Source organism: Cryptosporangium sp. NPDC048952 (assembly GCF_043197895.1).
In the GTDB taxonomy this organism is placed as follows: Bacteria; Actinomycetota; Actinomycetes; order Mycobacteriales; family Cryptosporangiaceae; genus Cryptosporangium.
Map to the genome: position 1 here is coordinate 38,408 of NZ_JBICTY010000012.1, position 18,929 is coordinate 57,336.

Annotated in this window: 18 protein-coding genes and 1 pseudogene; 10 read left to right on the plus strand and 9 right to left on the minus strand. The window is 66.9% G+C overall.

Going from position 1 to position 18,929, the window contains the following annotated elements:
• Nucleotides 1-4: 4 nt before the first annotated feature.
• From ACGFY5_RS43460 to ACGFY5_RS43475, 4 genes are all read right to left on the minus strand, one after another.
• A complete protein-coding gene (locus tag ACGFY5_RS43460; RefSeq protein WP_392730768.1) occupies nt 5-1,357 on the minus strand; it encodes a carotenoid oxygenase family protein in 1,353 nt (450 codons plus the stop codon).
• Nucleotides 1,354-2,715, minus strand: coding sequence for an MFS transporter (locus tag ACGFY5_RS43465; protein WP_392730769.1), 1,362 nt, complete (start codon nt 2,713-2,715; stop codon nt 1,354-1,356). The genes ACGFY5_RS43460 and ACGFY5_RS43465 overlap by 4 nt, the downstream gene beginning before the upstream one ends.
• Before the next feature lie 237 nt (nt 2,716-2,952).
• Complete coding sequence (locus ACGFY5_RS43470; protein WP_392730771.1) at nt 2,953-3,288, minus strand: winged helix-turn-helix domain-containing protein; 336 nt, start codon at nt 3,286-3,288, stop codon at nt 2,953-2,955.
• The gene (locus tag ACGFY5_RS43475; protein WP_392730772.1) at nt 3,285-3,779 is read right to left on the minus strand and encodes a hypothetical protein; all 495 of its coding nucleotides are present in this window, start codon (nt 3,777-3,779) and stop codon (nt 3,285-3,287) included. The genes ACGFY5_RS43470 and ACGFY5_RS43475 overlap by 4 nt, the downstream gene beginning before the upstream one ends.
• Before the next feature lie 108 nt (nt 3,780-3,887).
• On the opposite strand from ACGFY5_RS43475, the gene ACGFY5_RS43480 reads away from it, so the two are divergent.
• Complete coding sequence (locus ACGFY5_RS43480) at nt 3,888-5,003, plus strand: ArsR/SmtB family transcription factor (protein ID WP_392730774.1); 1,116 nt, start codon at nt 3,888-3,890, stop codon at nt 5,001-5,003.
• Nucleotides 5,000-5,710, plus strand: a complete 711-nt coding sequence (locus tag ACGFY5_RS43485) for an O-methyltransferase (RefSeq protein ID WP_392730775.1) — start codon at nt 5,000-5,002, stop codon at nt 5,708-5,710. The genes ACGFY5_RS43480 and ACGFY5_RS43485 overlap by 4 nt, the downstream gene beginning before the upstream one ends.
• A 121-nt stretch (nt 5,711-5,831) precedes the next feature.
• Here ACGFY5_RS43485 and ACGFY5_RS43490 read toward each other — a convergent pair whose 3' ends face one another.
• Genes ACGFY5_RS43490 through ACGFY5_RS43500 form a run of 3 tightly spaced genes read right to left on the minus strand, consistent with a single transcriptional unit; the run spans nt 5,832 to nt 6,916 of the window.
• Entirely contained in the window at nt 5,832-6,110 is a 279-nt protein-coding gene (locus ACGFY5_RS43490; RefSeq protein WP_392730776.1) for an STAS domain-containing protein, read from the minus strand.
• A gap of 35 nt (nt 6,111-6,145) precedes the next feature.
• Nucleotides 6,146-6,580, minus strand: coding sequence for an RNA polymerase sigma factor (locus ACGFY5_RS43495; protein ID WP_392730778.1), 435 nt, complete (start codon nt 6,578-6,580; stop codon nt 6,146-6,148).
• 18 nt (nt 6,581-6,598) lie between these two features.
• Nucleotides 6,599-6,916, minus strand: a complete 318-nt coding sequence (locus tag ACGFY5_RS43500) for a hypothetical protein (protein ID WP_392730779.1) — start codon at nt 6,914-6,916, stop codon at nt 6,599-6,601.
• A gap of 780 nt (nt 6,917-7,696) precedes the next feature.
• Here ACGFY5_RS43500 and ACGFY5_RS43505 point away from each other — a divergent pair.
• The 8 genes and pseudogenes from ACGFY5_RS43505 (at nt 7,697) to ACGFY5_RS43540 (ending at nt 17,187) form a co-directional block, all read left to right on the plus strand.
• A complete protein-coding gene (locus ACGFY5_RS43505) occupies nt 7,697-8,926 on the plus strand; it encodes an IS110 family transposase (protein WP_392730780.1) in 1,230 nt (409 codons plus the stop codon).
• A 917-nt stretch (nt 8,927-9,843) separates the two neighbouring features.
• Nucleotides 9,844-10,227 carry a hypothetical protein gene (locus tag ACGFY5_RS43510; protein WP_392730781.1) on the plus strand — a complete coding sequence of 128 codons (384 nt, stop codon included), beginning with the start codon at nt 9,844-9,846 and terminating at the stop codon, nt 10,225-10,227.
• A 100-nt stretch (nt 10,228-10,327) separates the two neighbouring features.
• The gene (locus ACGFY5_RS43515) at nt 10,328-11,197 is read left to right on the plus strand and encodes a tyrosine-type recombinase/integrase (protein ID WP_392730783.1); all 870 of its coding nucleotides are present in this window, start codon (nt 10,328-10,330) and stop codon (nt 11,195-11,197) included.
• Nucleotides 11,198-11,427: 230 nt separating this feature from the next.
• A pseudogene (locus tag ACGFY5_RS43520) lies at nt 11,428-12,495 on the plus strand (SNF2-related protein); the annotation flags it as partial.
• A 593-nt stretch (nt 12,496-13,088) separates the two neighbouring features.
• Nucleotides 13,089-13,442: a hypothetical protein gene (locus ACGFY5_RS43525; RefSeq protein WP_392730880.1), complete on the plus strand. Its 354-nt coding sequence runs from the start codon at nt 13,089-13,091 to the stop codon at nt 13,440-13,442.
• Nucleotides 13,387-14,115, plus strand: coding sequence for a DrmB family protein (drmB, locus tag ACGFY5_RS43530; protein WP_392730870.1), 729 nt, complete (start codon nt 13,387-13,389; stop codon nt 14,113-14,115). Before ACGFY5_RS43525 ends, drmB begins: the two co-directional genes overlap by 56 nt.
• Nucleotides 14,112-14,867: a DISARM system phospholipase D-like protein DrmC gene (gene drmC / locus ACGFY5_RS43535; protein WP_392730785.1), complete on the plus strand. Its 756-nt coding sequence runs from the start codon at nt 14,112-14,114 to the stop codon at nt 14,865-14,867. The genes drmB and drmC overlap by 4 nt, the downstream gene beginning before the upstream one ends.
• Before the next feature lie 241 nt (nt 14,868-15,108).
• Entirely contained in the window at nt 15,109-17,187 is a 2,079-nt protein-coding gene (locus tag ACGFY5_RS43540; RefSeq protein ID WP_392730787.1) for a DUF262 domain-containing protein, read from the plus strand.
• A gap of 38 nt (nt 17,188-17,225) precedes the next feature.
• On the opposite strand, the gene ACGFY5_RS43545 is transcribed toward ACGFY5_RS43540, so the two are convergent.
• Both ACGFY5_RS43545 and ACGFY5_RS43550 read right to left on the minus strand, forming a co-directional pair.
• A complete protein-coding gene (locus ACGFY5_RS43545) occupies nt 17,226-18,104 on the minus strand; it encodes a hypothetical protein (RefSeq protein ID WP_392730788.1) in 879 nt (292 codons plus the stop codon).
• Nucleotides 18,105-18,145: 41 nt separating this feature from the next.
• Nucleotides 18,146-18,721, minus strand: coding sequence for a hypothetical protein (locus ACGFY5_RS43550; RefSeq protein WP_392730789.1), 576 nt, complete (start codon nt 18,719-18,721; stop codon nt 18,146-18,148).
• Between the last annotated feature and the right edge of the window lie 208 nt (nt 18,722-18,929).

Sequence of the window (18,929 nt, forward strand, 5' to 3'; positions counted from 1 at the left end):
TCGGTCACGGGAGATCGGAGTCGGGGATCCAGGAGCCGTGGATGCCGGCCGGAACCCGCCGCGGCAGCTCCACCGCGGCCACCTCCCGCAGGTCGGAGGCGTCGAGAACGAGCAGTTCGGAGGAGTTGGAGCCGAGGTCGCTGACGATCGACATCAAGTAGCCGTGGTCGTCGGCGGTTCCGTCGTCGGTGGGGACGAAGTACGGCTCGCCGGGCAGCCGATCGGGACCCAGGTCGAATGCCGATCGCGCGCCGGTCTCGTTGTCGTACTTGACGATTCCCCAGTCGCTCCGGCCGCTGCCGGGGAACGCGAGGGCGTACGAGTGCCGGTTGGGCAGGCCGACGAACCGGTTGTCGATCGTGGGAAACTCGGTCACCAGATCATCGGTCGCTTCTTCGGCGGCCTTACCTGTCGCCGGGTCCAGCGTCCACCGGTACGCCGTCATGCCGGTACCGGGCACGGTGCTGTAGCCGGGGACGCCGACCCACCACTTCCAGGTCGATTCCCACGCGGTGCGGTCGTAGCGGGGGCCGTCGACGACGATCCGCCCGTCGGTGCCGACGTGGGCGTTCGTGCTGTGCAGGAGCGCTCCGGGGTTGACGTCGAACCACTGCACGTCGGCCGGCCCGGTGCGCGGCATCACGCCCATCCGGGCCGGGTAGTCGTCGTTCCACCGGTAAGGGATGCCGGACTGCTCGGCCGCGTCGAACGTCACCGGCAGGTCGAAGAAGATGACGTGGTCAGTGGTGATCGCGAAGTCGTGCATGAGCGACGGACCGGCACTGTGGATGACGTCGGCGCGAGTGATCTGCCCGGCCGGTGAGGCGGTGTAGTAGATCAGGTGCGGCGGGAAGGGCGAGTAGCACAGGAAGTGCAGCTCGCCGGTGATCGGGTCCTCTTTGGTATGGGCGGTCATCGGCGTTTTCAGGCCGCCGCTGAAGTCGAACACCCCCACGGTGTCCAGTCCTGGGCTGACCTGCCACGGAAGGTTGGCTTCCTGGAGGGCGAGCAGCCGGCCACCGAACTCGATGATGTGGGTAGCGGCGGCGCTGGCGGCCAAGTCCATCGATCCGTCCGGGCGGAACAGCGGCGCGTCGTCCTCGAACGCCGGTGTGTGCACCCAGCGGTTGCGGTACCACTCGGCCCGACCGCCGGACAGGCGGACGCCGTGCAGCATGCCGCTGCCGCGGAACCAATGGGTCGGAACGACGCCCGGCTTCGGGTTGTGCCCGTTGCGGATGTAGCGACCCTCCAGCTCTGGCGGGATCGCGCCACGCACCGGCAGGTCGGTCGCGGACGTCTCGTCGGTGGCGGGCGTGTAGTGCCCGCTGATGTACGGCACGGCTAGCTGAGTCATGTGGATTCCTTTCGAGGAGCACGCCGCGGATACAGCAGGAACGCGGAGGCGGCGCTCAGTGCGCTCAGGGCCGCCGCGCCGAGAAGGGCGGCGCTGTAGCCGCGGGCGAGCGCGGGCGCCGGAGCGGTCGGATCCGAGGAGCCGACCGAGGTGGCGATCGTGCTGAGCACAGCGAGGCCGACGGCGCCGCCAACCTGACGGGTCGTGTTGATCAGTCCACCGGCGAGCCCGGCGTCGGCGGTCGGCACACCTGCCGCTGACAGGTCGGTGAGGAGAACGAACGCCGCGCCGAGCCCGGCTCCGATCAGTACCGACGGCACGGCGATCGCCGTGATGAAGGTGCCGTCGACCGGCATCCGAGCGAGCCACGCGAGTCCGGCGCCGACCAGGATCAAGGAAGCGGTCAGCAGAAGCCGGGGATCGGCTCGACGGACGACGCGGGGCGCCGCCGTGGACGCGGCGGTCACCGCCAGCGCGAGCGGTAGCTGGGTCAGCCCGGACCGGATCGGGGAGTACCCCAACACGCGTTGCTGATACAGCGGGAGGAAGTAGAACAGAACCAGCCAGGCGGCTCCCAGCAGCACCATCATCACGTTGGCCCGCCACACCGTGCTCGTCCGCAGAACGCTCAGCCGTAGCAGCGGTTCTGCGATCCGCCGCTGGGTCGCCACGAACGCGGCCAGCAGAGCCACACCCACCAGCAGCAGACCGCCGGTGCGTGCCGAGATCCATCCATGCTCACCGGTCCCCGAGAGGCCGAGCGTGGCAGCGACCAGGCCGGCCGTGACCAGCCCCGCTCCCACCAGGTCGATCCGACCGCCGGCCGGCACGTCCGCCGCAACCAGCAGCCGCGTCGCCACCAGGATCGGCGCCGCCACGGCGAGCCCGGCCAGGAACACTGAGCGCCAGCCGAACACATCGGTCAGCACCCCACTGAGTACGACACCGACCGCTCCGCCCGCACCAGTGACGGCACCCCAGACGCCGAGCGCGCGAGCGCGTCCCGAACCCGGCGGGAACAGCGCGAACACCAACCCCAGGGCGGCCGGCGCCAACAATGCCGCGCCGACACCTTGCACTGCCCGCGCCGCGACGAGCACTGCCGAGTTCGTCGAGGCCGACGCGGCAGCCGCGCCGATCGCGAACACGGCCGTACCGCTCACGAAGACCCGCCGCCGGCCGAAAACGTCGCCGAGTCGACCACCGAACAGCAGCAGCGATCCGAACGCGAGGACGTAGGCGTTCACGACCCACGCCAGACCGGAGGGCGACAGCGTCAGCCCTTCGGCGATGGCCGGCAGCGCGACGTTCACGATCGACGTGGTGAGCACGACAAGAAACTGGGCGGTCGCTAACACCGTCAGCGCACCCCTCGTTCTCTGCTGCTCACAAGGCGGCTGGATAGCCGTCACGGCTACGGACTCCTTCCCCGGGAGGGCCGTCGGTGTCCCGGTGGCGCCACGTTCTCAGCGGCAGGCGGCTGCCCGCGTCGGCGAGAGCCACCTATTAAGTAAGTGGAGTCCTCGGTAGTCGAGATGAAGCGCACCCGCCGACGCCACCCGCCGACGACAGAGCGTCGACGCGATCGGGGCACGCTACTTCGCGGGATCACGGCTCTGCGCGCGCTCGACGATCGCGCGCAGAGCCCGGACGTGGTCGAGAAAGCGCTGACGTCCCGCGGCGGTGGCCCGCACCGTGGTCTTCGGCACACGGCCGAGGTACGTCCGCTGTTGCTCGACGTCGCCGTTCTTCTTGAGTGTGGTGAGTTGTTTGGACAACGCGGAGTCCGACAGCGACACCGCGTCCCGCAGGAACGCGAAATCGCACCAGTCGACCGTGTCGAGCACCGACATGATCGCCAGCCGGGTCGGATCCGAGAGAAGCCGGTCGATGCCCGGGTTCGATCGGTCTGACGGAGATGAGACCGTCATCGGCCCGGTCGGAAGCGTGCGGTGAGCAGTTGGGACAGGGCGAACAGCCCGGTGAAGACGGCACCGAACAGGACGCCCGCGACCGTGTACGGGTAGTCGCGCAGGCCGATGCTGTCGGCGACGGCCTGCACGACGCTGTCGCCGAATCCGACGACGAGCAGGCCACCGGCGACCCCCAGGATCACGACGACGACGAAGGCGCGCGCGTCGGGTGACGGGAGTTCCACTCCACGTGCCCTGCCCAGCAGCGACGCCCCGGCGACCAGGCGGAACACGAGCACAGCGACCAATACGGTCAGTACCGCTCCGGCCAGCAGCCTGGCGCCGTCGAGCGTCACGAAGTCGTTGGCCGCCGAGCCGACGGCGATGAGGACGAACGTCGCGAGGTAGTACCACCAGGGCAGCCGTGCGGCGCGCCGGGTTCGTGCCTGGTGCGCCTCGACGGCGGCCAGCGCCTCGGCTGCCTTCTGTTGTTCGGTCCCGCTCTCCATCGCTACCTCCCTCGACTACTTGCCTATAAGGAAAGTACTCACTGTTTTCCATCTAGGCAAGCAGTTCGGCCGGTTGCGGCGGCACGTCTGTCCGACCAGATTTGCCGGATGATCCATATCCGCCTCAGCCGGTCCGCCGTGGCGTCCACGCGCATCGCGATCAGTCCACTGGCGGAGCTGACCGCCGCCGTGGAACTGGTGTACCGGTACGGCTCGGGCCAGGCGCCCTGGCCGTACACGCTGTGGGCGGATCAGGCCCATGCCGTGCTGCGCTCGATGCCCCGGAACGCACCGCTGGGGGTCTACGGCCGGCTCTCGACGATGCGCGGCCGGCAGCGGACACCGGACGTCTTCCATCCGGTCGCGACGTCGCCGTCGACGACATCCGGTCTGCAGGACGAACTGGAACTGCTGCGCCGCACACCGTCGTCGACGGTCAACGCCCAGGTCGCCACCCACTGCCCCGACGGAGCGCCGCGCTGGTTGGCGATCTACCAGCGGAACCCGGAGAAGGCCTTCTCCGCGCTGAGCGACAGCCTGTTCACGTTCTGGCAGCGGGCCGTACAGCCCTTCTGGCCGAGGATGCGCGTCGCGCTCGAAGAGGAGGTGCTCTCCAGAGCACGAGCCATCGCAACCGGCGGGCCCGAATCGATACTCGGCGAACTGGGTGGAGTCGCCGGCTGGAAGTCCCCGGTGCTGACCTTGCCCAAGGCCAGGGACTCCTGGACGACCGCCTCGCGCCGACGGCTGGTTCTCGTGCCTGTTCTGTTCGCCGACCATCAGGCGATGTGCTCGACCGACGATCCCACCGTGCTGAGGGTGACGTACCAGAGCCGTGGCGCCGCGGTGCTCGCGTCCGGCGCGGCGCCGTTCCGCGCTTCCGACACCGACCGGCTCGGCCGGTTGCTCGGCCGGCGCCGGGCGCAGGTGCTCCGGGGTCTGAGCAATCCCACCACGACTCTCGGTCTCGCCGCGCTACTGGGCCTACCGACGAGCACGGTGTCCGAACATCTGGCCGCGCTGCACGAGGCGGGCGCTGTCCACCGGCGGAGGGCCGGGCGCCAGGTCTACTACGGTCTCGAACGGGCCGGTCACGAACTGCTGGCGTCCTTCGACGCCGTCGACGAGGATCCGGCCGCACCGGATCGTTTCTCCGGAGAGCGTCGCGGCCCTAATGTCTCCGCCGACCAGCCGACCCGAGGTCGAAGGGCTACCGCACCGTGAGCATCGCGTCCGAACACTCTGGACAGCCGGGATCATCCGACGGGAAGACATGGAAGGCCGTCGACGACTACTTCTACTCCGCCCTGTTCGCCGGCGACCACGATCTCGAGGAGGGGCAACGCGCCAGCGAGGCCGCCGGGCTCCCCGCGATCAGCGTGTCCCCGGCGGAGGGCAAACTCCTTCGCCTCCTGGTTCGCGGCGTGCGCGCCCATCGCGTCCTCGAAGTGGGAACGCTCGGTGGTTACAGCACCGTCTGGATGGCCGGCGCCATCGACTCACCCGGCCAGCTGGTCACCTTCGAACTGGACCCACGGCACGCCGAGGTGGCCCGGGAGAACATCGACCGGGCCGGCTTCGGAGAACTGGTGGACATCCGGGTCGGACCGGCAGCGGAAGGACTGCGGGCGCTGCTCGATCAGCGACCCGAGTCTTTCGACGTCGTCTTCATCGACGCGGACAAAGCATCCAACGCCCTCTACCTCGACTACGCTGTCCGCCTCGGCCGTCCCGGAACACTCATCGTCGTCGACAACGTCGTCCGCGGGGGCCGGGTGTTGACCGCTGCCGACGAGGCGTCCGCAGGCGTCCGCCGGCTCGTCGACACCCTCGCGGAACGCACCGACATCGACGCGACCGCGATCCAGACCGTGGGAAGCCGCGGATACGACGGTTTCGTTCTCGCCGTGGTGACTGACGTGGACCAGTGATCCGATCGGCCGGCCCGCTGGCGCCGGAGTTCTCGACGGATCGTGCGCCGCACGAATCCCGCCTCGCGCGGTAGCCCTCGGCCGGAGCTCACAGGGGTGGTTCGGCGGGGTCGACGCGTAGCTACGGGATGGTGCCGGTGAGGGTCAGTACGCGGGAGACGATGCGCGAGGGCCGGTGGACGACCACCTCGGTGCCGGCTGCGGTGAAGCCGACCAGGAGACCGGCGGCGGCGGCGCTGAAGAAGCCCACGGAGTGCAGATCGAGGTGGATCGTCGGGCGGTGCCCGCCCGCGGCGACTTCGCTGATGGTGGCGGCCAGCCGGTCGCGGAACCACGCGACGCTCAGCGCGTCGATCTCTCCCGGTACCTGGAGGACGGCGCGGTGTCCCCCGGCGTCCACGCGGAGAAACCAAGATCGAACCAGGTTCATCCAAGTCAGCCGGCTGCAGCTGGACGGGTCCAGGTCGCTACGCCTTCACGATGCGGGGGCCGCGTAGCGCTGCGAGTCGGATTCGATTGCGGTGCGCAGGCGGGCCCGGGCCCGGTGCGGACGGTCCCGGGGGACAGGTCGAGGATCGCGCCGATCTCGGCGGAGTTGAACTGCTCCCAGGCGGTCAGCGTGACGATCGCCCGATCGATGTCCGAAAGCCGGCCGAGTGCCGTCTCCAAGGCTTCCGAGTCCACGACGGTCCCGGTCGGCTGCTGTTCGAACCGGCGCAGCGCCACCGCCAGCTCGTCGACCAGCCGGACCCGCCGGCGTCGGCTGCGGGCGTGGTTGGCGAGCGTCCGGTACGCGACGCCGAACAGCCAGGGTCGCTCCGCGTCGCCGTCCGGGATGTCGTCGATCCGCCGCCACGCGGTGGTGAACACGTCCGATAGCTCGGCTCTTCAGCGGCGGTCTTCGGCGTCTTCTTGGTCGAGCGCGGCGAGTAGCGCGTCCAGCGGGTCGATCTCTCCGGCCGGTGTCTCCGGCGCTGCCGCGGTCGGGGTCGGCTCGGGTCGGCGTACCGCGAGTCGCCAGTTGGTCGGGCATCGGTAGATCGGGTAGCCGTCGGTGGTGACGGCGCTGGTCAGTTTGTAGTCCAGGACGCCGTCCGCGACGAGCATTTCGATGGTGGGTGGGAGTTGGTGGTTGTTGTCGCGGTAGACGGTGAGGGTGGTGTAGCTCGCGGGACCGCCTCGGAGTTCGATCCGGGCTTCACTCAACGTCCGTGCTCCTCCGCCGATCATTACCTTTCCCCGAACGGTACCCAGTTCAGGGGTGCTGGCGGCGCGTGGTCAGGGTGGTGCTGTTCTCCGCACGAGGAGGCCGAAGGCTCACTGGGCCATGGGCGTGGCCTGCGCCGCCAGCCGGGTCGCCACCCGCTCCCGGCGACCGTGATTCGAGCGCGCGTCGGGTGTGTTGGCGCCCACAGGCGGCCCGCGGACGGCCCGCGTGTCGTCCGGTAGTCGTCCGGAACCAGTGACGGCTCCTGACGGCGACCGACGGACAGTGACGGACGCCACCCGTTCCGCTGCGCCGGAGGGAGCGGAAAGCGAACGGCCCGCTTGCGAGGTTTCCCCTGCTAGCGGGCCGTTCGTACTGCGTGTGGCGGGTGAAGGATTCGAACCTAATGACTCTCGTCGGCGTCCGGCGAGGTCGGGCGTTCGCTCCTCCGACGTCTCGATTCGAATCGGAGCTGGACTCCTGAGTGAAGGCTGGCGCGGCGGAGCGGCCGGTGGATGGGCGATCGGCTAGGAAATATGTGCCGATAGGCCCATTCACCGGGACCGCCAATGCGGACAGCGACCGGGATGATCGTGGCGCGAGCCATCCGCAGGAAGACCGCTTGATCAACCAGGGCTATAAGCCCTGAGTCAGAGCGCGGATCTTGCGGTCAGCTGGGGTCACGAACTGCTGATCGGATGTCGAGCTTCGAGCTCTCTCATTAGGGCGTGGCGTGTCCCTGCGTCGGTTCTATTCGTCGCAATGATTTGGAGGAGCTGTTGACGATCACGTGTGGAATCGACTGGGCGGAGGCGCATCACGACGTCGCATTGGTGGATTCCGATGGCCGGCTGATCGCGAAGCAGCGAATCGCCGACGATCTTGCGGGGTGGCACGTTCTGCAGCAGCTTCTCACCGCTCATGGCGACTGCGCTGAGCAGCCGATTCCTGTTGCGATCGAGACCAGCAGAGGTCTGCTCGTCGCCTGCCTTCGGGCATCTGGGCGCATGATCTATGCCATCAATCCTCTCGCGGTGGCTCGCTATCGTGAGCGGCATACGGTCGCGCGATCGAAGTCTGATCATGCGGACGCGATGACTCTCGCGAATATCCTGCGAGTTGATCGGCATGTCCATCGGCCGTTGCCGACCGACTCCGATCTGGTGCAGGCGATCGCGGTCTTGGCTCGAGCCCAGCAGGACGCCGTCTGGTCGCGGCACCAGGTCGTCAACCAGCTTCGGTCGCTGCTGCGCGAGTACTTTCCCGCGGCGCTGGACCTGTTCCACGTCAAGAACATCGGTTTGGACTCCCGCGAGGCCAGAGCCGTTCTCGCCGCTGCGCCGACACCCGCCGCTGCCGCGAAACTCACCCTCGGCCGGCTGCAAGCGCTACTTCGCCGGGCCGGCCGGCAGCGGAACATCGAGGTCTGGGCCGATCGGATCCATGCCGCGTTCCGGGCACCTCAGCTGCGTCAATTGCCCGTCGTCGAGGAGGCTTTCGGTCACCAGGCGACGGCGTTGCTCAGCCAACTCGACGCGGCTTGCCGGGCCGTGGACGCGCTAGCTGAAGCGACTAAAGACGCGTTCAGGAAACACCCCGATGCGGAAATCATCACGAGCTTTCCCGGTTTGGCTGACGTCACCGGCGCTCGCGTTCTGGCGGAAATGGGAGATGACCGCAGCCGCTTCGCTGATGCCAAATCACTGAAGGCCTACTCCGGCGCGGCACCAATCACCCGCGCCTCGGGTCGCAGTCGAACCGTCCACCACCGCAAAGTCAAGAATCAACGACTCGCCGCCGTCGGCTATGTCTGGGCGTTCGCTTCTCTGCGTACTGCCGGGCCGCGGAATCACTACGACCGTCGACGGGCGCTCGGTGACCGTCACTCCAGCGCCCTACGCCACACGTTCAATAGAATGCTCGGCTGTCTCTATCACTGCCTGCAGAATCGCCAGCGCTACAGCGACGGAGTCGCGTTCGCATCGGCTCAGCTGGCCGCGGCGAGCTGACGGAGCAGACAAGATCAACCCGCCTCCTGGGTTGCGAGTTACGCAGATCGGATGTCTTCGTAGGCTGAGCCGACGGATTTACAGGCGCTGACGTCCGCGCGGGGGCTCGTCAACTCGAACTCTGCCGCAGGTAGTGCGAGCCGCTTAGTGGTGGCTAGCGGGCTTCAACGGTGCTTTGGGCTGGCACTTCGCGGTTTGCACCTGCCGGTCGGTGCCGCCACGTCCACGGTCAAATCACGGTCACGGAAGGAAGAAGGCCAGCTCCCAAACCGGGAGCTGGCCTTCTGACTTGCAACAACGTGGTGGGCGATACTGGGATTGAACCAGTGACCTCTTCCGTGTCAAGGACGACGCGAGGCGCTATGGGGAGGCGAGAACGTCGAACTGACGTAATCGCGGCGATCGTTATAGCGGGCCCAGCGCTTCCATCGCACTTCGGACGTATTAACGCACTTCAAACGACCGGTCGTCGATTCCCGCCGAACGCGAGCGGCTGCCTGGCGGGGACCGTGCGTTGTGGCCAGTTGCCACATAAGCAAACGCCGCTTAGCCGGATCCTAGAGCCGTAACCAAGAGTTCGGCTACAGCCGATGGCGCGGGGTTGCGGCACGCGATCGTATATGGAATAAAGGGTGAATGCATACCTGCTTAATGCAGGAATGCAATGCATGGGGGTTCATCCCCCTCGGACACCGGTTTGCGTGGAATTTCACCAATATGGCCGTTTCGTTAGCGGGTGGGCTAGCGGCGGCCATGCTGTGTCGGTAGGCGCTCCTGTGCAGGTCAGGGCGGTGTGCTGACGTGGCGGCATGAGTCCATCTGTGCGTTTTGATGCTCGGTCCGAGGAACGTCTCATCGGTGCGTTGGTGCCCGGTCCGGTGGTCGGTCGGTTGCCGGCGCCGCCTCCGCTGCCCTCGTTGCCGGTGCTGGCACTGCCGGTCGATGCCGGGCCCGGACTGTTGTTCGAGACCGCTCGTCTCGATCGTTCAGGGCGTTTGTTCGCCTGCGGGTTGCTGCGCGCGCTGCGTTGGCCGCCAGGCCATCAGGTCGAGATCGACGCCATCGAGGGCGCCCTGGTGATCGGTTCGGCGCCCGGTGGTCGGCATACGGTGGGCGACCGAGGTGATCTTGCCCTGCCGGCCGCGTTGCGGCGGCTCTGCGGGATCGTGCCGGGGCCGCCGATCCTGTTGGTCGCGTCGGTTCCCGAGGATCGGCTGGTGGCGCATCGGGCCAGCACGGTGGTGCGGCTGCTCGGTGAACTCCACGCCCTGCTGGTGGACGGAGCCGACGATGTCGGCTGATCCAGAGCGGGTAACCGCTGCTCGTGAGCTATTGAAGCAACTCGGCGTCACGGTCGCGGACCTGGAGGGTAGTTGTCCTGAGCCCGGTGGCCTGCCCACGATGAATGAGTACCTCCCGCGTGTTCTCGCCGCGGCCGGCCCAGGTGCGCACCGTACGTACGGCACGTATTGGGCGCGGATAGCCTCGGTGTGGGGGACGTGGACGCTCGACCAGATCGCCGCCAGCGACATCGAGGCGATGCAACGCACGATGATCGCCACCGCGGTGTGCCGGCGCAATACTCGCGGCGGTCGCCACGCGGGCGAGCATGTGGTTTCGGCGGCTCGTGCGATCTACAACCGGGCGATCGCGGACGGACTGATAGATCGTGGCAAGAGCCCGGCGCATCAGGTCGTGAAGCCTCGCCGATTGCCGTCTTGCCGTCGCGCGTTGACCGCCGAGGAACTCGAACAGATCAACCTGGCCGCGCGCACCTGCGGCAACGACGTCATCCTCGACGCGTTGCTGCTGCGGCTGCACACCGAGACGGCGTGCCGGCGCGGAGGCGCTCTCGGGCTCCGGTTGATGGACCTGGACGTCGAACGCGGCCTGGTCCGGCTACGCGAGAAGGGCGACACCCTGCGGTGGCAGCCGATCACACTCGATCTGGCCGCCAGATTGGCCGAGCACGCCCACTGTCGGAGCGCCGTCGCACCGGCCGACGCCTTGCTGCGCTTCCGCGACGGTCGGGAGTTGACCAGCCGACGCTACGACCACCTCTGGAAACGCATCGGGGACCGCCTGCCCTGGGTCGCCACGCAAGGCATCTCCACGCACTGGCTCCGACACACCACGCTGACCTGGGTCGACGGCACTTCGGGTACGGCGTGGCGCGAGCCTACGCCGGCCACACCGACTCCAACGGCCCAGCAACCACCACCTACATCAAAGCCGACCTCCAAGCAGTCGCAGCCGCCATGTCAGCGATGACCGGCCAGCCCCATCCACTCGCCGCACCAGTAGCCCGCTTCGAGGATTGAGAGGTAGGGCCGACTCTGCTCGTCAGCGATGCGGCCCGCCATCTATCCGGAAAGCCGGGATTTGGATATACATACATGCATTGCACAAATGAAGAGTATTAACCATGATTTACGCATAAAACCCCTCGCTTGGCCGCTTCACGCGACCAAGACCAGCCTGCGGTTAGCGATGGGACGGCCATGCCGACCGAGACCGTTCAGGCACCGTCGATCGGTGAGCTCGTCCGCGTCCCGGGCCAGCAGTGGATCGTCGGCGATGTCGAACCCGGACGTCGCAACACGCTCGTCAGCCTGCAAAGCGTCGAAGAGAACCACTACGGCGAGGCCCTCGACGTCATCTGGGAAGTCGAAGCCGGGCGACAAATACTTCCATCCGGCGCGTCGCCAGCCGTCAACCCGGACGGGTCCGACCCACCGGAACGCCTTGCCGCGTTCCTCGACGCCGTCCGCTGGTCCGCGGTCACCTCCGCCGATGTGAAGACCCTTCAGGCGCCGTTCCGCTCCGGTGTTTTCATCGAGGACTACCAACTCGAACCGGTCGCCCGTGCGGTGGACGCGCCTCGCGTGAATCTGCTGCTGGCCGACGACGTTGGTCTCGGCAAGACCATCGAAGCGGGGCTGGTCGCGCTCGAGCTCATGTTGCGCCACCGCGCCCAGCGCATCCTGATCGTCTGCCCGGCCGGTCTCACGCTGAAGTGGCGCGATGAGATGGCCGAGAAGTTCGGCCTGGACTTCGCGATCATCAATAGTGAGCGCTGCGCGGTGGTCCGCCGCACCTACGGCTCCTCGGCGAACCCGTTTCTCATCGACACCCGCGCGATCGTCAGCCTCCCGTGGCTACGCGAGGCCAAGGCCCAACGGCTGTTGGCCGAGGTACTGCCCAGCGAGCCCACGTACCCCCGCACGTTCGACCTGTTGATCCTCGACGAGGCACACCACGTCGCGCCGTCCGCACCCAAGCAGGTGTACGCGGTCGACTCGCAGCAGACGAAGCTGATCCGCCGGATGGTGCCGCACTTCACCCACCGTTTGTTTCTCTCCGCGACACCGCACAACGGCTACCAGGCGTCGTACACCGCGCTTCTGGAAATCCTCGATGATCAGCGCTTCGCTCGGGGCGCGACGCCGGACAAGCGTGCCTTCGACGACACGGTGATCCGTCGGGTGAAGGCCGACATCGTCAACGCGGATGGCACACCTCGCCTCGTGCAGCGCCGGCTGCCCGACAACGACCGCGACCCGGCAGGGCCGGCCTCCCGCGTCGGTGTCCCCACGACGCCGTTCCCCACCTGGTTCCGCTGCACGGCCTGCAACGAGTTGGCGTCGTTGGAGACCGGCGTCTTCGGCTTCGAGAACCTCAACGTCCGCCGGCCCCACGACGCCCGGTTCAAACACGAGAACTGCCGGCGCAAGCCCGGCGGCAAGCGCCCGCTGGCCATCCCGGCGCGGTTCGTCCTCTCCTGCACGGCCGGCCACCTCGACGACTTTCCCTGGGTCGCCTTCATCCATCGCGGCGACGCCTGCCCGGCCGCGCCGCAGCCCAGCCTCCAGATGGACGACCGCGGCGGCAACCTCGGCGCGAACGTCAAGATCCAATGCCGCAGTTGCGGCGCGTACCGCAACATCCGCGAAGCCACCGGAGCTCGCGGCGAACGCAACCTGCCCCGCTGCCGGGTTACCACCCCCACCTGCGGTGGTTCGACGCGAATGGTTGCCCCAACGATCCCAAACTGCTGGTCATCGACGCCTCCAACCAGTGGTTCGCCCGGACGCTGGCCGCCCTCGCCGTCCCCCGGACAGGCGCCAACGCCCTGCAAGCCAAAGTCGAACAACACTGGGCGATGTTGAGGGACCTGCCCACCGCGGCCATGCTGCCCTTCGCCCGCACCAACGTTCCCGCTCTGCGGGAGTTCGCGGAATGGAACGACGACCAACTCTGGACCGCGATCGAGGCACACCGCCAGGCATCCGACGCCCCCGCGACCAACAATGTCGACGATCTACGCACCCCGGAGTGGGAGATCTTCACCGCCCACGAGACCCCAGTCACCGCAGACTTCACGCTGCGGCGCAACGGTGTGCCGGCGCAGCTCAAAGAGGGTCTTCGCCGACGTCGTCCAGGCCGAGCGGCTCCGCGAGGTGCGGGCACTGGTGGGCTTCACCCGACTCGACGCGCCCGACCCGGACGACCCTGAACTGGTCACTCGCGCGCCACTGGCACGGGACGGTCCGACGTGGGTCCCGGCCAGCGAGGTACGCGGCGAGGGCATCTTCCTCCGCATCCCCGAAGACGTCCTCACCGAATGGGAACAGCGCGTCGAAGACACGACAGAGGTCCGGTCCCACTACGACGCCTACGTGCGCTTCCGCGGGAACCGGTACTCCGACCGACTGAGAGGGGCCTTCGACCCCACGAAAGGCTGGCCCGGAGCCCGCTACCTCGCCCTGCACACGCTGTCGCACCTGCTCATCCGCACCATCGCGCTGGAATGCGGCTACAACTCCGCGAGCCTGTCCGAACGCATCTACACCAGCCACGACGACGACCCGCGCGCCGGAATCCTCATCTACACCGCCGTCCCCGACGCCGAGGGCACCCTCGGCGGCCTAGTGTCGCTGGCCGAACCCGAGCCGCTGACCCGCCTGGTTCGCCGGGCCCTACGCGAGGCACGACACTGCTCGTCGGACCCGCTGTGCGCCGAACGTCTTCCCGAAGCCCCGGCCGATTTCCTGCACGGGGCCGCCTGCCACGTCTGCCTCTTCGTCTCCGAAACCACCTGCGAGCGCGGCAACCGCTTCCTCGACCGCCGCTTCGTCGTCCCCCTCGACGTCGACGATCGGCTCGCGCTCTACCCCCAACTGCCATGAACGACTTCGCGGACGCCGTCGGCACCGCGCTGGCCACGCTCGGACCCGGGCGGATCGCCGCCCTCGCCGAAGGCATCGCCGGACACCGCAGCACCCAGGAGCTAACCGAGCTGATCGCCGTACCCGACTTCCCCGGACCAGTGACCGCGGTCCTCGACGCCCAACAGGCCGACGGGCTCACCAGCGCCGAAGCCGCCGCCTACCTGCGCGGCGCCGCCGCCGGATACAGCCAGCACACCAGCGAACGCGCCCACGCTGTCTGGAGTGGGCCGGCCAGCCGCGTCGTACCGGTCCGCGCCACCGCTCAAGTGCTGATCGATCTGGTGGCGCATGCCCGCTGTGAGCTGATCCTGACCACCTACTCGGCCAAGCCCTACGCACCCGTGATCGATGCCCTGACCGAGGCCGCGGAACGCGGAATCCGGCTGGACGTGGTCGTCGAAACCCTGCAAGGCGCCGGCAGCGCACTCAACGGCGTAGAGCCGGCTCATGCGTTTCGGACGGTGCCGGGAGCTCGTCTGTGGCACTGGCCCTCGGCGTCCCGGACGGAACCCAACGCGAAGATGCACGCCAAGGTCGCCGTGGCCGATCAGCACACGCTGCTGGTCACCAGCGCGAACCTCACCCAGGCTGGGATCACCAGCAACATGGAGGCCGGATTGGTTGTTCACGGCGGCGAGGCGCCGACGCGGGTGAGTGAGCATCTGCGGCAGCTGATGGGCGACGGAACGCTATGCCTGCTCACGGGTTGAGGTGAGTGCTCGCGCCTTCGACTGGCCCGCCTCAAGGCCCACAACCGGTAGCAGACCGTAGTCGACCGGTTCCCTTGGGCTCCGTCGGGGTGCGACTTGACCAAAGTGGAAAGTCGTGACCTGATGTGGGGCCTGGCGGTAGCTCCGGGGCTGAAGACGGAGTAGCTGCCACCTTCACGTCTTGCCAAGTTGGGGGATCAGAGAGGTTATGTCCACAGCATTCGGGCACCATCCCTGGACTGTGCTGGAACTCGTTACCGGCATAGACAAGGGAGTGGTGCGCCTACCCGACATCCAGCGACCGTTCGTGTGGTCGAACGCAAAGGTGCGCGATCTCGTCGACTCGATGTACCGAGGCTACCCGGTTGGGGAGCTGATGTTCTGGGTGAACAAGCAGGCTGGACACACCCGGGCGATAGGACAGGGAGTCAAAACGCAGGACGCGACTATGCAGGTGGTCGACGGCCAGCAACGGCTGACTAGCCTGTACGCGGTGGTCAAAGGGCTTGAGGTCTGGCGGGAAGACTACAGCCGCGAACGAATCTCGCTATCGTTCAACCCCCTCACTTCGCGATTCGAGGTACCTACCCCAGTGTTCTTGAGGTCCGCCGAGTGGATCCCTGACATCACAGCCGTCTTCAAGGATCCGATCCGGGCCCGGCGAGAATATCTCACGCGCCTCCGCCAGGACGACAATCGCACTGTCGACAGTGATCTTGAAGATGAGGTTGAGCTGTCGATCCAACGGTTGGCAAAATTGCAGGAATACGCATTTCAGGTTGTGCAAATCAAGGAAGAGGTCTCGCGCGAGACCGTCGCGGACATTTTCGTCAGAATCAACAGTGAAGGTGCGCCGCTCTCAGCGGCTGACTTCATCCTCACCTGGCTCAGCGTGTTCTGGGAGAATGGCCGCAACGACTTGGAATCGTGGGCGAGGAACTCCAGGTTCACCCCGTCGGAAGTGACCCAGATCTTCGGAGAAAAGACTGCCTGGACACCCCACAACCCGTACATGTCGTTCGATCCAGGGCAAATCCTGCGCGTCTCAGTTGCTGTGGGCTTGCGGCGCGCCAAGCTGGCCGACGCCTACAACTTCCTACGCGGCCGTGACCCTCGAAGCCGCGAGATCGACGCCTCCAAGCGAGACGCTGCTCTGGCCGGCCTACGGTCTGGACACGCCAATGCGCTGAAGCCGTTGCACTGGGATGAGTTCCTGAAAGTGTTGGAGCGTGCCGGATTCCGGTCCCGCGACATGATCACGTCGAAAAACACAATCCTCTACTCCTACGCGCTGTGGATCATCGGGCGAGTCGACTTCGGCGTGCCCGTTGATGAACTGCGTGAGGTCATGGCCCGCTGGTTTTTCATGTCCCAGCTCACCGGCCGGTACACCAATAGTCCCGAGACACGCATGCAGGAAGACCTCAACCGTCTCGACGGGTTGCCGTCCGGGGCGGCGCAGTTCGTCAAGGTGCTGAATCAGCAGATTGACGCGGCCGTGCCGGACGACTGGTGGCGGGTCACACTCATCGACGGGCTCACCACCTCATCCGGTGGGGCACCTGCTTACGTCGCCTATATCGCGGCCCTGAACGTTCTCGACGCCGACGTGCTGCTGTCGACATCAAAGGTAAAGGACTGGATCGGTCCCCGACCCATGGTTAAGGGCATCGAGCGACACCATCTGTTCCCTCGCGACTATCTCATCAGTGTGCTGGGTCTGAAGGACACGAAGAAGATCAACCAGGTGGCCAATTACGCACTCGTCGAGTGGTCGGACAACATCGGAATCTCTAACCGACCTCCTGCGGACTACTGGCCCCAGGAGGTAGCAGAGAAGAAGATTGATGAGCAGCGTCGCATCCGCCAGGAGGAATGGCACGCGCTACCAGACGGCTGGACCAGCTTGGGCTACGAGGAGTTCCTACATCAACGGCGCCGTCTGATGGCGAACGTCATCCATGAGGGGTTCAAGCGGCTCACCGACCCCAACTACGAGCCGGACCTGACCAGACCCGACGTCGCACCGACGATGGAGGGGCTCTCCATGCCGACGTTCGAGCACCTCGTCACGTCCGGGGTCATCCCGGTCGGAACCCTTCTGACTCCGGTGGACCCCGATCGCCGCACCGTCGCAGAGGTCACCGACGACGGCTCTATCCGGGTCGGCGAGCACATCTGCGAGACCGTTGACCGCGCGGCGAAGGAAGACGGGGCTGACGTGGAGTCCGGATGGGAGTACTGGCAGGCCCACCTCGATGAACAAGGCGAGCCCGTCACGCTCGCGGATCTCCGGCACCAAGCTGCGGCCCACCAATAGGAGCGCCCGAATTGACTGCCGTCGTCGCCGTGGCTCATTCAGTCCCGGTATTCCAGCTCTGAGCTACCGATGGTCTTGAAGGTGGCTCCGCTGCGCCGATGGTGGTGGGCGTAGGCCGTCCGGATCGGCGAGGTCGGGTTGAGTACCAGATCTCGGGTGCGTTGATCGGGCGCGCTGTCGCGCCGGAAATCCACCAGGTACCCGGCCGGTACTGCGCTGTTGATCAGCTTGGCGTGATCGTCGGCCAGATGTTTGTAGCCGTAGTCCAGACCCATCTCGATCGCGATGCCGGCGGTGATCCGGCCCTGCCGGAAGTCGAGTAGCGTCGCAGCCCGTATCTGGTCGGGGCTCAGAATGGCCAGATCGAAGTTTCCTCGGCGTCCGTCTTTCTGCGGTCTGGGGGTGGTCTCCGGCCATTCCTTGTGGACCGGCTGGGTGTGGTGCCCGCTGTCGCCGATCATGACCCGCTCGGTGAAGAGCGGGCTCTCGGTCAGGAGGGCGACGAGACGGGTGTGCAACGAATGCTCGACCCGGTGCAGATACGGGTGCTCGAGGAACTCCCGGACGAGCCTGTCGATTGCCGCATCGACCAGCGAAACGGCCTCATCGAGCCAGGCCTGGCTCGGGGGTACTTGGCTAGGTGGGGGCGTCGCGGTCCGCGGCGGCAGCGCGTGTGTCCCCGAGGTCGACGAGCCCGAGGTCTTGACCCGCGCCCCCACGCTGACCAGCCACTGGGAGAGCTCGGTGATCAGCGAATGCCGGGCCACCATGGAGGGCGTGAGCTGCTCTTCGATGCCGACACGGAATTCATGCGCCCAGACGCCTCGTTCGTTGGCCTCGGTACACACCCGGACCGTCTGCGTCTTGGTCCCGGTGGCCACGTAGACGCGGCGTCCCTCGATAGAGATGTAGGACATGCGATGTTCCCTGGAGTTCGTGGGGGCAGGTTGTCGGGCGCCTACGCGGCGGGGCTGAGCGGGTACTGCTCGGTGAACGCCTGATAGGTCAGCCGACTCTCGGGTGGCGGCGCCGGCGACAGGGCCCAGTACGAGATGGTCGACGCGGTCTTCCATGGCCCGGTCGCAGGCCCGGTCTGCAGGTGGATCTCGTCGCGCCGGCTCATTCGGCTGAGCGTGTGGGCGATATAGACCGAGGTTGAATACCCGGCCTGCCGAGAGGACCCGGCCAGACCATCGAATTCGGGCAGGCACAGTTTGCTCGGCGCGAAATGCGCGGCCAGAACTTGATAGTTGTCCGGCCGGAGCAGGCGGTAGCGATGTTCGACGACGCCGTACTCGACCCATGATTCGCCGGGCCGGAGGCAGGCGAGGAGGTCGGTGGCGAGTGAGAGTTCGGCGGCGAGGCCACCGATTGCGTCGGGCGTGATCGCTTCCTGCGTGGTGCCCTCCCAGGTGTAGGGCGCACTACCGGGATGGTTCCGGCTCCGGCTGCAGGTGTAGCTCCAGATACCGGGGCCGAGCGGGGTGCGTTCGACGCCGTCGACGTCAGTGCAGAACGGGCATACCAGGATCATGGATAACGCCTTTCGGCAGGCGCAAGTCGCCGGGCTAGCGACTCACCTGGGATCCATCGACCGCCGGCGTCCTCCCCTAAGCGGCCAGCTCGTGGCCGGCGACCCTGCAACGCAACTGCTACGAAGTGACGGCGCGCGGGGTCATGACCAGAAGCAGCGAGCACGCGCGGGTGAGTGCGGCGAGGATGCCCAGCGAAGAGGTGCCATC